The 13,526-nt window shown below is 44.6% G+C and carries 10 protein-coding genes and 12 tRNA genes; 16 read left to right on the top strand and 6 right to left on the bottom strand.

Translation table 11 applies throughout. The features are described from left to right. Positions 1-48: 48 nt before the first annotated feature. The 3 genes from gcvP to glyA all read right to left on the bottom strand — a co-directional run bounded on the left by gcvP (position 49) and on the right by glyA (position 4,706). Positions 49-2,913 (bottom strand): aminomethyl-transferring glycine dehydrogenase, encoded by a 2,865-nt coding sequence (gene gcvP, locus LG368_RS00445; protein WP_226752767.1) that lies wholly within the window; start codon positions 2,911-2,913, stop codon positions 49-51. 73 nt (positions 2,914-2,986) lie between these two features. Beyond that, on the bottom strand, positions 2,987-3,370 hold the full coding sequence (gene gcvH / locus LG368_RS00440) for a glycine cleavage system protein GcvH (RefSeq protein WP_226752766.1): 384 nt from the start codon (positions 3,368-3,370) through the stop codon (positions 2,987-2,989). 58 nt (positions 3,371-3,428) lie between these two features. Beyond that, on the bottom strand, positions 3,429-4,706 hold the full coding sequence (gene glyA, locus LG368_RS00435; RefSeq protein ID WP_226752765.1) for a serine hydroxymethyltransferase: 1,278 nt from the start codon (positions 4,704-4,706) through the stop codon (positions 3,429-3,431). Positions 4,707-5,069: 363 nt separating this feature from the next. Between glyA and gcvT the strand changes: the two genes are divergently transcribed. The 4 genes from gcvT (at position 5,070) to LG368_RS00415 (ending at position 8,770) form a co-directional block, all read left to right on the top strand. Further along, complete coding sequence (gene gcvT / locus LG368_RS00430) at positions 5,070-6,173, top strand: glycine cleavage system aminomethyltransferase GcvT (RefSeq protein ID WP_226752764.1); 1,104 nt, start codon at positions 5,070-5,072, stop codon at positions 6,171-6,173. 126 nt (positions 6,174-6,299) lie between these two features. Then, positions 6,300-6,839: an elongation factor P hydroxylase gene (locus LG368_RS00425; RefSeq protein WP_226752763.1), complete on the top strand. Its 540-nt coding sequence runs from the start codon at positions 6,300-6,302 to the stop codon at positions 6,837-6,839. Further along, positions 6,820-8,037 (top strand): 4-phosphoerythronate dehydrogenase, encoded by a 1,218-nt coding sequence (locus tag LG368_RS00420; protein WP_226752762.1) that lies wholly within the window; start codon positions 6,820-6,822, stop codon positions 8,035-8,037. Before LG368_RS00425 ends, LG368_RS00420 begins: the two co-directional genes overlap by 20 nt. Positions 8,038-8,050: 13 nt before the next feature. Next, positions 8,051-8,770, top strand: a complete 720-nt coding sequence (locus LG368_RS00415) for a flagellar brake protein (RefSeq protein WP_226752761.1) — start codon at positions 8,051-8,053, stop codon at positions 8,768-8,770. Between the two features lie 99 nt (positions 8,771-8,869). Here the strand turns inward: LG368_RS00415 and htpX are convergent, their stop codons facing one another. The 3 genes from htpX to LG368_RS00400 all read right to left on the bottom strand — a co-directional run bounded on the left by htpX (position 8,870) and on the right by LG368_RS00400 (position 11,760). Next, positions 8,870-9,748, bottom strand: a complete 879-nt coding sequence (gene htpX / locus LG368_RS00410) for a protease HtpX (RefSeq protein WP_226752760.1) — start codon at positions 9,746-9,748, stop codon at positions 8,870-8,872. A gap of 67 nt (positions 9,749-9,815) precedes the next feature. Beyond that, positions 9,816-11,033: a pyridoxal phosphate-dependent aminotransferase gene (locus LG368_RS00405; protein ID WP_338086285.1), complete on the bottom strand. Its 1,218-nt coding sequence runs from the start codon at positions 11,031-11,033 to the stop codon at positions 9,816-9,818. A gap of 157 nt (positions 11,034-11,190) precedes the next feature. Continuing rightward, entirely contained in the window at positions 11,191-11,760 is a 570-nt protein-coding gene (locus LG368_RS00400) for a YajG family lipoprotein (RefSeq protein WP_226752759.1), read from the bottom strand. Between the two features lie 131 nt (positions 11,761-11,891). On the opposite strand from LG368_RS00400, the gene LG368_RS00395 reads away from it, so the two are divergent. The 12 genes from LG368_RS00395 to LG368_RS00340 all read left to right on the top strand — a co-directional run bounded on the left by LG368_RS00395 (position 11,892) and on the right by LG368_RS00340 (position 13,487). Next, a tRNA-Glu gene (locus LG368_RS00395) sits at positions 11,892-11,967 on the top strand. A gap of 58 nt (positions 11,968-12,025) precedes the next feature. After that, a tRNA-Gly gene (locus tag LG368_RS00390) sits at positions 12,026-12,100 on the top strand. A gap of 57 nt (positions 12,101-12,157) precedes the next feature. Then, positions 12,158-12,233, top strand: a tRNA-Glu gene (locus LG368_RS00385). Positions 12,234-12,315: 82 nt separating this feature from the next. Beyond that, positions 12,316-12,390 (top strand) — tRNA-Gly (locus tag LG368_RS00380). 57 nt (positions 12,391-12,447) lie between these two features. Further along, a tRNA-Glu gene (locus LG368_RS00375) sits at positions 12,448-12,523 on the top strand. Positions 12,524-12,605: 82 nt separating this feature from the next. Continuing rightward, positions 12,606-12,680: transfer RNA gene (locus LG368_RS00370), tRNA-Gly, on the top strand. Positions 12,681-12,737: 57 nt separating this feature from the next. Beyond that, positions 12,738-12,813: transfer RNA gene (locus tag LG368_RS00365), tRNA-Glu, on the top strand. Between the two features lie 82 nt (positions 12,814-12,895). Then, positions 12,896-12,970: transfer RNA gene (locus LG368_RS00360), tRNA-Gly, on the top strand. A gap of 57 nt (positions 12,971-13,027) precedes the next feature. Next, positions 13,028-13,103, top strand: a tRNA-Glu gene (locus tag LG368_RS00355). A gap of 76 nt (positions 13,104-13,179) precedes the next feature. After that, positions 13,180-13,255 (top strand) — tRNA-Glu (locus tag LG368_RS00350). Between the two features lie 26 nt (positions 13,256-13,281). After that, positions 13,282-13,356: transfer RNA gene (locus LG368_RS00345), tRNA-Gly, on the top strand. Positions 13,357-13,411: 55 nt separating this feature from the next. Beyond that, positions 13,412-13,487, top strand: a tRNA-Glu gene (locus LG368_RS00340). The last annotated feature ends 39 nt before the right edge of the window (positions 13,488-13,526 follow it).

Raw genomic sequence — 13,526 nt, 5'->3', positions numbered from 1 at the left:
AAAAAAACGAGCCAAATGGCTCGTTTTTATTTTCAAGACTATGATGCTTTAATCTTCATAACTTTCGATGGGTGGGCACTCACAATACAAGTTACGGTCGCCGTAGACGTTGTCGATGCGTCCTACAGGTGGCCAGTATTTACGTGATTTAATCCAAGACAATGGGTAGGCGGCTTCTTTGCGAGTGTAGCCGTGTTCCCACTCACCCTCTAAAAGACTGTCCGCTGTGTGTGGTGCATTCACAAGCGGGTTGTCTTCTAGTGTCCATTCACCGGATTGAACCTTGCTGATTTCATGACGAATTTGAATCATAGCATCACAGAACCGATCTAATTCATCGATATTTTCAGACTCAGTCGGCTCAATCATCAAAGTTCCTGCTACTGGGAATGACATGGTGGGTGCGTGGAAACCAAAGTCCATCAAACGTTTCGCAATATCTTCTTCGCTAATACCAGACTCTGCCTTAATAGGACGAATGTCGATGATGCACTCATGTGCCACGCTATTGTTCTTACCTGTGTACAAGACTGGGTAGTGATCTTCTAAACGCTTAGCGATGTAGTTCGCATTTAAGATGGCGTTGTAAGTGGCGTCTCGTAACCCTTGGTCTCCCATCATTTTGATGTACATCCAAGTAATAACAAGGATACTGGCGCTTCCGTAAGGTGCTGCGGACACGGCACCGTGCTGCTCTTCCATGCCGAATACGGGCGTTACCGAGTGGCCTGCTAAGAAAGGAGCAAGATGCGACTTCACCCCAATTGGCCCCATGCCTGGGCCGCCGCCGCCATGAGGAATACAGAATGTTTTATGTAGGTTCAAATGAGAGACATCACCACCAAATGTGCCTGGAGGTGCAACGCCAACCAGCGCATTTAAGTTGGCACCGTCTATATACACTTGACCGCCAAATTCATGAACAATGTCGCATACTTCGCGAATATGCTCTTCAAATACCCCATGGGTAGAAGGGTAGGTTGCCATAATACAGCTAAGTTGTTCAGCGTGCTTCTCAGCTTTCTCTCTTAAGTCAACGAGATCAATATTCCCTTCTGCGTCACACTTTACAATCACCACTTTCATGCCTGCTAGAGCAGCAGATGCAGGGTTTGTGCCGTGTGCCGAGCTTGGAATAAGGCAGACGTTACGCCCAGTGTCACCACGTGATTTGTGGTATTTGTCAATGGCAATAAGACCTGCGTATTCGCCCTGTGCGCCTGAGTTAGGCTGCAATGACACAGTGTCATAGCCTGTCGCTTTAGAAAGCATATCAATCAGTTCTTGCAAAAGAGCGTGGTAACCCGCTACTTGATTATCTGGAGCGAATGGGTGAATACGCCCAAACTCTGCCCAAGTGACCGGTATCATTTCTGATGTGGCGTTAAGTTTCATCGTACAGGAACCAAGCGGAATCATGCTTTGATTTAACGCGATGTCTTTTACCTCAAGCTGACGCATGTAACGCATCAACTCTGTTTCACTGTGATGACGATTGAAAACAGGGTGAGTTAAAATATCATCTTGTCGTAACAAGGCAATATCAAACCCTTGAGTTAACTCTGTATTTAATATGTCTTCTTCCGTTAGTTGTGCACCAAAGCAAAGAGCTAACTCAACAAGATCGGCTGGTGTTGTCGTTTCGTTTAATGACACAGACAGTTCAGTATCGGACTTCCTAAAGAAGTTCATGTTGTGAGTAAGGCCGTTCGCTAAAATAGCGTCCGTATTTGTGCCTGTATTGATAACAAGCGTATCAAAGTAGCTGGTATTGGTTGTGAGCCCTGCAGCTTGAACGGCTTTTGCGAAGCAATGAGTTAACTGAGCAATGCGTTGCGCAATTTTTTTCAAACCTGCTGGTCCATGATATACAGCATAAAAACCTGCCATCATGGCCAATAAGGCTTGTGCAGTACAAATGTTGGAGGTGGCCTTTTCGCGACGAATATGTTGCTCTCGAGTCTGCATGGCCATACGCAGCGCGGGTTTGCCATGCACGTCTTTAGAAACACCGATTACACGACCTGGCATGGAGCGTTTGAACGCATCTTTTGTGGCAAGAAACGCAGCATGAGGGCCACCAAATCCCATAGGAACACCAAAACGCTGTGCTGATCCAAAGACAATGTCTGCTCCCATGCTACCAGGAGACTTAAGTAGAACTAAGGAAAGCAAATCGACCGCAATACTGGTCAGCGCGCCTTGTTCATGCGCTTGAGCGATAAAAGGGGCAAGGTCATTGATGGTGCCGTCAATACCAGGGTATTGGAAAATAGCACCGAACACATCGTGTTGGTTAATGTGTTCTATGTCGTCTACGATAACCATGATATCAAGCAACTCTGCACGTGTTTTTACGACATCAATAGTTTGTGGCAAGCAGTGGTTAGCAATGAATAGCACATCGCTTTTTTTGCGATTTGAGCGTTTCATCAACGTCATCGCTTCCGCCGCTGCCGTGGCCTCATCGAGCAAAGACGCATTAGAGATTTCCATTCCCGTTAAATCAATGATGACTTGTTGGAAATTCAGCAAAGCCTCTAAACGACCTTGTGAAATTTCTGGTTGATAAGGCGTGTATGCGGTGTACCAGCCGGGGTTTTCTAATATATTACGCAAAATAGGAGAAGGAACATGAGTATCGTGATAACCCATACCGATAAAGGAGCGTGCTACGGTGTTTTTACTGGCGATTGCTTTGAGTTGAGCAAGTGCTTCGCTCTCACTAACGGGCTGAGCAGAAAGGTTTAGATTCGCCTGACGAATCGCTTCCGGTACCGTACTGTCAATAAGAGCAGGCAAGGAAACGGCGCCTATCTTGGCCAGCATTTTTGCCTGTTCTGCTTCATCAGGACCGATGTGGCGAGCAATAAATTCATCGTTATTTAATAAATCGCGGGTGCACGAGTTCATGGTTCAATCACCTATTAAGATTAGACAAGGGGGAGGGGAGGCTCTTAACGAAAGAGAAGAGCCTTAATTGTTTTTATTCGATTGAGGCTGAGTAGCCGGCTGCATCAAGAAGCTTGTCAAGATCAGCGCTGTTGCTAAGTTTAATCTTAGCGATCCAAGCCCCTTCAAAAGGCGCTTCATTAATAAGTTCTGGCGCATCTTCTAGGGCGTTGTTTACTTCAATTACCTCACCACTAATCGGTGCATATATATCGGATGCCGCTTTAACAGACTCGACAAGAGAAAATTGCTCTGTTGCAGTCACTTCTGAGCCAACTTCTGGAAGTTCAACGTAAACCACATCTCCCAACAAATCTTGAGCGTGATCGGTAATGCCAACAGTCACTGTGCCATCACCGTTATCTAGGACCCACTCATGGGACGCAGCGTATTTTAAATTTTCTAGAACAGTGCTCATAGTTTTATTCCTCTTTAAAAAAACACCCAAAGACTAATGCCTTTGGGTGTGCAGTGTATTAACGATAAAGCGGGAAACGCTTACAAAGTGCTTGCACTTCACCTAAGACGCGAGCTTCTACGTCAGGATTGCCTTCTGGCATATCAATTAGACCATCAAGCACATCACTGATTAAATGACCAACTTTCTGGAATTCTTCAACACCAAAACCGCGGGATGTTGCCGCCGGCGTACCAATACGGATACCAGAAGTCACCATCGGTTTTTCAGTGTCAAAAGGAATGCCGTTTTTGTTGCACGTGATACCAGCACGTTCAAGTGCCTTATCAACCACATTACCCTTAAGGCCTTTAGGACGAAGGTCAACCAGCATTAGATGGTTGTCAGTACCACCGGTGACGATGTCACAGCCACGCTCGACCATAACCGCTGCAAGTGCTTTGGCGTTGGCAACCACTTGATCAATGTATTCTTTAAACTCAGGCTTAAGAGCTTCACCAAAAGCAACCGCTTTACCCGCGATCACGTGCATCAGTGGTCCGCCTTGGTAACCAGGGAAGACAGCTGAGTTGATTTTCTTGCCAAGATCTAGGTCGTTGGAAAGAATCATACCGCCACGAGGTCCACGCAATGTTTTGTGGGTGGTGGTGGTTACGACGTGTGCATGAGGGAGTGGAGAAGGGTGCGCTCCTGTTGCAACAAGACCCGCAATGTGTGCCATATCAACAAACAAGTATGCACCGACTTTATCAGCAATCTCACGGAAACGTTTGAAATCGATAACACGGGGGATAGCGGAGCCACCGGCGATAAGCATTTTTGGTTTGCATTCTAACGCTTGAGCTTCGATGGCATCGTAATCAATCAACAATGTTTCAGGGTCTACCTGATATTGAACGGCATTAAACCATTTGCCCGATTGTGCTGGTGGCGCGCCATGAGTAAGGTGGCCACCTGCATCCAAAGACATACCTAAAATAGTATCGCCTGGCTGCAAAAGGGCGAGCATGACGGCACCGTTTGCTTGTGCGCCGGAGTGAGGTTGTACGTTTGCGAATTCACACTTAAACAATTGTTTTGCACGATCGATGGCAAGTTGCTCTGTTACATCAACCGCTTCACAGCCACCGTAGTAACGACGATTAGGGTAGCCTTCAGCGTATTTATTGGTTAAAACGGAGCCTTGAGCTTCTAAAACTGCCTTTGAAGTAATGTTTTCAGACGCAATTAATTCAATGCCTGTTTCTTGACGCTTCTCTTCTTCAACGATGGTTGCAAAAAGATCCGGATCACGTTCAGCTAACGTTTGGCTGAAAAAGGCTTCTGTATTGGCCATGGGTAATTCCTCTTAAATAAACATGTATGCCTAAAGACGATGAGTCTTACGTATAATAACACTAAGGCAGTGCAAAATGATGAAAAATCATCATCTTTCTAAGAGCGCCAATCATTGTCTGATCCGCGATAATTTCTCGTATCATAATAAAAAAGTTTCCAATTGGAAACAGTAGTTCATCATCTATTTTGCATTTTATTTGATGTTTTTTTGACCATTTACTCGATTTTATGTTTTCTAAATACACATTTTTGTAAAAATATGGAAGAAAATTGGTGTGCTAGGGGTTGTCAGGCAGCATTTCTTTTGGATACTCTGTTTCCAATAAGAAACAACATAACATGTCATTATTAGGACTTTTTTATGAAACGTACGGCTTTGTTTAATCAACATATTGCGTCAAATGCCCGAATGGTTGAGTTCGCTGGTTATGAAATGCCGGTTCAATATCCGCTCGGTGTAATGAAAGAGCACCTGTGGGTACGTGACCATGCAGGCTTATTTGATGTGTCTCACATGGGACAGGTTATTTTAAGGGGCGATGGTGTAAAGCAGATGCTTGAGAGTATCTTACCTGTTGACGTCTTAGGGCTAGAACAAGGAATGCAACGTTACGGCATGTTCACAACAGAAGAGGGCGGCATTACCGATGATTTAATGTTCGCTAACTGGGGTGACGATATTTTCATGGTGGTGAATGCGGCATGCAAAGATCAAGATATTGCTTATTTAAAGGCGTCTTTGTCAGGTTGTGAGGTCGAAGTGGTTGAAGATCGTGCGCTACTGGCGATTCAAGGGCCAAAAGCACGTGCTACTTTTGCCCAATTCGTTCCGGAGGCGGCTGCCATGACCTTTATGCAAAGCATTAAGTGTCAGTGGCAAGGCATTGAACTTTGGGTAAGTTGTTCTGGCTACACGGGTGAGGATGGTTATGAGATTTCCGTGGCGAATGACCATGCTGCCGAGTTAGCTGAAGCATTACTTGCATCCGATGAGGTTGAATGGATTGGTTTAGGTGCTCGAGACTCCTTACGCCTTGAGGCGGGTCTGTGCTTATATGGGCATGATATTGATATTTCTACCACACCCGTCGAAGCTTCTATTAATTGGGCTATTCAGAAAGTGCGACGTCTTGATGGTGAGCGTGCTGGCGGGTTCGTTGGTGCAGACATTATACTGCCTCAGTTTGCCGATAAGCCTGAGAAAAAACGTGTTGGTTTTGTGGCAGAAGGGAGAGCGCCTGTTCGAGAAGGCACTGATATAACGGATGCATCAGGTGAATTGAAAGGTAAAGTGACCAGCGGCGGTTTTTCCCCAACACTTGGGCAGCCTATCTTGATGGCCTATGTTTCAAATAAAGCACTTGAAGAAAATCAAGCTTTGTTTGCGCAGGTGCGGGGGAAAAGCATTCCATTAACACGGACGACAATGCCTTTTGTTCCATCGCGTTATTTTCGTGGTGAATAAAACACGTTAGTTTTTTATTGTAAAACAACAGAGTTGCACCACCATGCGCTGCGTAAGAAAATTGTCTCTTCGTAGCGCATTTTTATCTCTGATGTGATATTTTTTCACATTTGGAGTTTGCGGATTGTGATCGCATCACAGCTTGTTTCGGCTTTTCATGCCTGTTTCTTTTCCCGTTATCACACTTGTCTCATTGGAGGGGCTGAAGAGCCCCTTTATTTACCCATACAAAGCAGTGAGCCTGCAAAACTTTTTTTTCGTGCAGATTACGTCTCAAGCGCGTTACATGAGTGTAGCCATTGGTGTGTTGCAGGAAAAGAGCGACGGTTGCTTGAGGATTATGGGTATTGGTATGAGCCTGATACACGTGATGTATTGACTCAACAAGCGTTTGAAAAGGTGGAAGTGGTGCCTCAAGCTGTTGAGTGTGTCTTGCACTGGTCGGCGGGTCTAATGTTTCGCGTCAGTGTCGATAATTTATCTTTGGCTGACTATGATGCCAGTCATTTCCAAGCCGCCGTATACACTCAGGTAAAAAAATACTTGGATCACGATTCTTTACCCGAAAGAGCCAAAATTTTTGCGACCTACTTATTGTCTTTGCGACACCCTGATTACCCATTAAACGAGTATTTAAAGCAACAATATGAACATAATTGCAGATGAAAACATGCCTAATGCGGAAGCGTTATTCTCCCATTTAGGTCAGGTGACCCTGGTGAATGGCAGAACCTTGACCAGTGCATTGGTTAAAAATGCCGATGTATTATTGGTTCGCTCTGTAACAAAGGTAACAGAAGAATTGTTGGCGGGTAGCGCTGTAAAATTTGTCGGTAGTGCCACCATTGGCGTTGATCATATTGATTTACCTTACTTAGCAAAGGCAAGCATTGCGTTTACCAGTGCCCCGGGCTGTAACGCTGAGGCCGTAGCAGACTATGTTTTTAGTGGTTTAAGCCATTTATACATGACAAAAAAGCAATCTTGGTTAACCAAAAAGATTGGCATTGTTGGGTATGGCAATGTAGGGAAAACAGTTTATCAGCGCTTTGCAGGACTAGGATGCGACGTGTGCGTCTATGACCCTTTTAAAGAGATGGAGCAGTCAGACCCTAACAGGAATGCAATAGACGATAATGTCCGTTTTGTAGGCTTAGACGATGTGCTTGCTTGCGGTGTGATTTGTTTGCATGCTCCATTGACTGCATCGGGTGACTACCCGACCCAAAATATGATTTCAGAACAAGCGTTAGCGCTTATAGCCCCAGGCACAATTATTGTGTCCGCAGGTCGAGGGGGCATTATTGACGAACCTGCTTTAATAGAGCGACATCGGCAGTTGAATGGTAATTTACATCTTGTGATGGACGTTTGGAAAGGTGAGCCATCAATTAACAAAGACTTGCTGCACATTGCTGATATTGCCACGCCACACATCGCAGGCTACAGCAAGCAAGGCCGAGAAAAAGGGACGTTGATGGTGTATCAAGGCCTTTGCCAATATTTAAGCAAATTAAACAGTGGGTTAAGTTTAGACAAGGAAGCGGTGTTAGGAGAAACATTCTTAAGCAAAGGTTGGCTTTCTCATATTAACATTCAAAATTATGGCTGCTTTGAAGAAGTGCTTGCGCGGGGAATTCAGGCTGTTTATGACGTTGCAAGAGACGATGCTCGTTTGCGTTTTAAATATCGTGAAAATACAGCAGACTCTACTTTTGACTGGTTGCGTAAGCATTATGTTGAAAGAGATGAATTCAATACTTGTACTGTCTCGACAGACGATATTAAGGCTGACCGTTTGTTTGAGGCGGTTAGTTTTTCGACCGATTCCTTACACGACTCTTTAGTCAACCATAAAAAATAAGGACAAAGAAAATATGGCTGGAGTGATGCAGGTTGATCTAAACGATCTTGAAGTACCGATAGGTACCAATGTGCAAATAGAGTTTATTTCACCTCCTGGTCGTTACATGGTAAAGGTGTTAGGAAAGATTCCTGGTAGATCATTAATTGTTTCAACACCTAGGATTAACGGTAAGAACATACTGGTACGTGAAAGCCAAGTCGTGAATGTGCGCTTAATGTTAAGTACCCACGTTTGTGCATTTTCTAGCAAAATTGCCAAAAGTTATCTTGAACCGGCTGCCCATTTACATATTTTAAATCCCAGTTATGTAGAAACCTCCGAGGTTCGACAGTCAGTAAGAATTGAAACTCGGCTTATTTGCACTCTAGAGCCCAATGGCTTAACCCCCATCAATGCATCATCTTCCGCGATTGTTGTGGATTTTAGTCTTGGTGGAGCAAGGCTGATTGCCAAACAGGACTTTGGTGTCGTTAATGAAACCATGCGTTTGATATGCAGTGTGAAAATTGGTCAATATAGCCATATTCTCAAGTTAGACTGTGAGATCAGATCACAAGATATTCAAATGCTAGAGCAAGTTCAAGCAAGCATGGTTGAAAATGAGTTCCTAACAAAAATGGGGGTTGAGTACTTCTATGTGTATGGCGTGCGTTTTGTTGATACACCCAAAGAAGTGGGTATTCCTTTGATGGCTTATATACTCGAAACTCAAAGAAATAAAACAACATAGATATAAGCGGTGACTTTTCCTGTTCCGTCTCTAACGTAAAACATCAGCCAAACAATTTGGCTGATGTTTTTTAATCAAGTACGGTTTTTTCAATGTCGACTAAAGCGCTTGCAATGCTTTAATGCGATCATTGATAGGTGGGTGGCTTGAGAAGAGCTCACCAAGAGAGGGTGTTTTACCTCGACGTATACCAAAGGCCAGCATAGAGTCAGGCATACGGCTTTCTTCACTTTCTTGCTGCAAGCGGGCGAGGGCAGCAATCATCGCACCTTTCCCGGCAAGTCTTGCACCGGCTTCATCCGCTCTAAACTCACGGTAACGGGAGAACCACATCACAATCATAGACGCGAGAATGCCAAAAATAATTTCGAAAATAAACGTGGCAATATAGTATCCCCACCCGACAGAGCCCTCCTCATCGTCTTTGCGTAAAAACTGATCAACAGCATAAGCCGCAATGCGTGCAAAAAACATAACGAACGTATTCACAACGCCTTGCACAAGGGTAAGGGTAATCATATCGCCATTAGCGACGTGGCCAATTTCATGACCAAGAACCGCTTTGATTTCATCAGGTGAGAAGCGATCCAACATACCGCTCGATACGGCTACCAAAGCAGCGTTTTTATTCCATCCTGTTGCAAAGGCATTTGCTTCATGGGCAGGAAAGATGGCGACTTCAGGCATTTGGATGCCAGCTTTCTGAGAAAGCTCTTTCACCGTATCAAGTAACCAAACTTCTTTATGGTTTTTAGGCTGCTCAATAACAACCGCACCGGAGCCACGTTTTGCCATGAACTTAGAAAGAAACAAAGAAATAAAGCTGCCGATAAAGCCAAAAACAGCACAAAATATCAACAAAGAAGTGAAATCAAGGCCATTGCTGGTCATGTAGCCATTAACACCTAAAAGACTCAAAACAACCCCAGCCACCACGATGACGGCTAGGTTTGTCAGTAAAAACAGAATAATACGCATTGCTATGCTCCTAAAAAGACTGTTAAGGAGCATAGTAGGGCTTTGTAGGATTATTTCAAGAGAGGAATTAACGCTTCCTTAATCGATGTAAAAACGCGGCAAAGCGGTCCATCGCTGGCGTTAATTGTTCAACGTGGGGAAGGAACACGAAACGCACATGATCGGGTGTTGGCCAATTAAACCCCGTACCTTGAACAATAAGCACTTTTTCTTCACGTAAAAACTGTAAAACAAGATCCACGTCGTTTTTAATGTTATAGACTTTTGGGTCAAGTCTAGGAAACAAATACAGCGCCCCCTCTGGCTTATGGCAGTGTACTCCGGGAATAGAGTCAAGCGCTTCCCAAGCCACTTTGCGTTGCTCGTAGAATCGCCCGCCAGGTATGATCAGATCATTAATTGTCTGATAACCACCCAGTGCTGTCTGTACTGCATGTTGTGCCGGGACGTTGGCACACAAGCGCATGGAGCTGAGGATATCTAACCCATCTATGTAATCTTGAATGCCACTGCGGTCGCCTGTAATGACCATCCAGCCTGATCGGAACCCTGCTGTGCGATAAACCTTTGAAAGGCCGCCAAAAGTAATGCAGGGCGCACGACCTTCAGTCAGTGTCGCAGTCGGAATATGTTGAGCATCATCGTAGAGAATTTTATCGTAAATCTCATCTGAAAAGAGTAATAGGCCAAATTCTTCAGCTAAATTAACGATGGCTTTCAAAGTGTCAAGGGTGTAGACCGCGCCTGTTGGGTTGTTAGGATTGATCAATACAATCGCTTTGGTTTTGTTCGATATTTTCGAACGTATGTCTTGGATGTCAGGCTGCCATCCCGCTTCTTCATCGCACAAGTAATGCCTAACGTAGCCACCCGCTAATGTCGCTGCGGCAGTCCATAATGGGTAATCAGGAGCCGGTACTAAAATTTCATCGCCGTCATTTAAAAGCGCTTGCATGGCCATTACAATCAGTTCGCTAACACCGTTGCCCATCCATACATGGCTGACATCGGCAGACTTGATGCCCATTGCTTGATATTTTTGCATGACGGATTTACGAGCAGAAAACAGTCCTTTCGACTCACTGTAGCCTTGGGCGGTAGGGAGGTTGCGAATAACATCAACCAGAATTTCATCTGGTGCTTCAAAGCCAAACGGCGCAGGATTGCCAATATTAAGCTTTAGAATGCGCTGACCTTCTTCCTCCATGCGGACGGCTTCTTTTAAAACAGGGCCACGAATTTCATAACAGATATTGGCGAGTTTGTTTGATTTGCGAATTTGCACCACTTTATCCTTATTAAGAGGGGAGTTACGTTCTGCTAACTTTACACCTAAGTGGTGAGTGTTCAAAACAGGAAACGTAAAATAACAATAAATACGTACGCAAAGAGAAGAACTGTCACTCGATCTGCTGATCGAGTGATTTTTTAGTTTCTACTGCTTACTGAAGCAAGGAAAGTATATTAGGATCACTCAGCAAACGATTAACCGTTTGGCTAGCAAGATCATTCATATCATCCTCGACATCTTGTTGATACGGCATGGTGCCGTATTCTCGGGTTTTTTTAGAGCCGTAATTTGCTTTGTAAGTTTGTCCTTTTGCGGAAAGGGTGGTCTTTAGCTCAAACTCTAAGGTTGCAATGGTTTTCAGAGACTCAACCTTGGTGGTGTAACGCATTTTAATAATGTCGATTTGTAGGTCTGCTGCAGGCATAACGCCTTGATCTGGTGTAAAGCCCAGCGTCTTTAATCCAGTGAGTACACTTTGCTTTACGCTTTCCTTTATATCATTAGTGAGGAAAATATCTGCACGCTCATTAATCCCTGTCTTAATAGACCCTACTGTGTTGGTTAACGCAGTGTGAGTTGAAACATCAATAACACGGTCATTTTTAAGGTTGGTTGTTTGTACCTCTACCTTAGGATCAATGCTGATATAGTGCGTTGTTGAGCAACCCGCTAATAGCAGCGCAGAAAGAGACAAAGACAAAATGAGAGGTTTGTTTAACATAGGAACTCCGATCAGATTGATTTTTAAAGCAAGTATTTGTTTAGGTTGCTTAAATTAATAAAAAAAACTGTTGATTTTACGTTGAGTAACAGTAATATACGCACCCGCTCACACAGCAAGTTTGAAACGTTGTCCCGTTCGTCTAGAGGCCTAGGACACTGCCCTTTCACGGCAGTAACAGGGGTTCGAACCCCCTACGGGACGCCATACTTTAACAAGTTTGGTTTGTTAGTCTACAGTAAATTGTATTGTGAGAGTTTGTGTTGCGGGAATAGCTCAGTGGTAGAGCACAACCTTGCCAAGGTTGGGGTCGCGAGTTCGAGCCTCGTTTCCCGCTCCAGCATTTTATTAGCGATAATAGGGTGCTTTGTTTACAGTTTTCACAAAACTGAATTGCGTCCCGTTCGTCTAGAGGCCTAGGACACTGCCCTTTCACGGCAGTAACAGGGGTTCGAACCCCCTACGGGACGCCACTATTTATAGATGCTTAGATTAGTAATAATTTTAAGTGTTTTGAAAAGCACCGCTTGAATAGAGTAGGGCATATGCAGTAAAGCGGGAATAGCTCAGTGGTAGAGCACAACCTTGCCAAGGTTGGGGTCGCGAGTTCGAGCCTCGTTTCCCGCTCCAGCATTTTATTAGCGATAATAGGGTGTTTTGTTTACAGTTTTTACAAAACTGAATTGCGTCCCGTTCGTCTAGAGGCCTAGGACACTGCCCTTTCACGGCAGTAACAGGGGTTCGAACCCCCTACGGGACGCCACTATTTATAGATACTTAGATTAGTAATAATTTTAAGTGTTTTGAAAAGCATCGCTTGAATAGAGTAGGGCATATGCAGTAAAGCGGGAATAGCTCAGTGGTAGAGCACAACCTTGCCAAGGTTGGGGTCGCGAGTTCGAGCCTCGTTTCCCGCTCCAACATTTTATTAGCGATAATAGGGTGTTTTGTTTACAGTTTTCTCAAAACTGAATTGCGTCCCGTTCGTCTAGAGGCCTAGGACACTGCCCTTTCACGGCAGTAACAGGGGTTCGAACCCCCTACGGGACGCCACTATTTATAGATACTTAGATTAGTAATAATTTTAAGTGTTTTAAAATGCATTGCCTGAATAGAGTAGGGTGTATGCGGTAAAGCGGGAATAGCTCAGTGGTAGAGCACAACCTTGCCAAGGTTGGGGTCGCGAGTTCGAGCCTCGTTTCCCGCTCCAGCATTTTATTAGTGATAATAGGGTGTTTCGTTTACAGTTTTCTCAAAACTGAATTGTGTCCCGTTCGTCTAGAGGCCTAGGACACTGCCCTTTCACGGCAGTAACAGGGGTTCGAACCCCCTACGGGACGCCACTTTTATTTATATATAAAAGCGGTTGTTAGCAATATGTAGTGAGTTATGTGAATTATAGTTTTTTAAAACTAATCTGTCCCGTTCGTCTAGAGGCCTAGGACACTGCCCTTTCACGGCAGTAACAGGGGTTCGAACCCCCTACGGGACGCCATTCACTTTGTACTTAAAAATATTTCTGCGGGAATAGCTCAGTGGTAGAGCACAACCTTGCCAAGGTTGGGGTCGCGAGTTCGAGCCTCGTTTCCCGCTCCAGCATTTTATTAGCGATAATAGGGTGTTTTGTTTATAGTTTTTCCAAAACTAATCTGTCCCGTTCGTCTAGAGGCCTAGGACACTGCCCTTTCACGGCAGTAACAGGGGTTCGAACCCCCTACGGGACGCCATTCTTTTACGCTATCATAGCTAACCTTATTTTATGAGTT

Source organism: Marinomonas algarum, assembly GCF_020532605.1.
Classification (GTDB): Bacteria; Pseudomonadota; Gammaproteobacteria; order Pseudomonadales; family Marinomonadaceae; genus Marinomonas; species Marinomonas algarum.
Note: the sequence above shows the minus strand (reverse complement) of the source record. Positions and strands in the feature narration are given on the sequence as shown.

Bases quoted from the DNA above. Each gene is read 5' to 3' on its own strand.
- gcvP (WP_226752767.1), bottom strand. From the start codon at position 2,913: ATGAACTCGTGCACCCGCGATTTATTAAATAACGATGAATTTATTGCT.
- gcvH (WP_226752766.1), bottom strand. From the start codon at position 3,370: ATGAGCACTGTTCTAGAAAATTTAAAATACGCTGCGTCCCATGAGTGG.
- glyA (WP_226752765.1), bottom strand. From the start codon at position 4,706: ATGGCCAATACAGAAGCCTTTTTCAGCCAAACGTTAGCTGAACGTGAT.
- gcvT (WP_226752764.1), top strand. From the start codon at position 5,070: ATGAAACGTACGGCTTTGTTTAATCAACATATTGCGTCAAATGCCCGA.
- LG368_RS00420 (WP_226752762.1), top strand. From the start codon at position 6,820: ATGAACATAATTGCAGATGAAAACATGCCTAATGCGGAAGCGTTATTC.
- LG368_RS00415 (WP_226752761.1), top strand. From the start codon at position 8,051: ATGGCTGGAGTGATGCAGGTTGATCTAAACGATCTTGAAGTACCGATA.
- htpX (WP_226752760.1), bottom strand. From the start codon at position 9,748: ATGCGTATTATTCTGTTTTTACTGACAAACCTAGCCGTCATCGTGGTG.
- LG368_RS00400 (WP_226752759.1), bottom strand. From the start codon at position 11,760: ATGTTAAACAAACCTCTCATTTTGTCTTTGTCTCTTTCTGCGCTGCTA.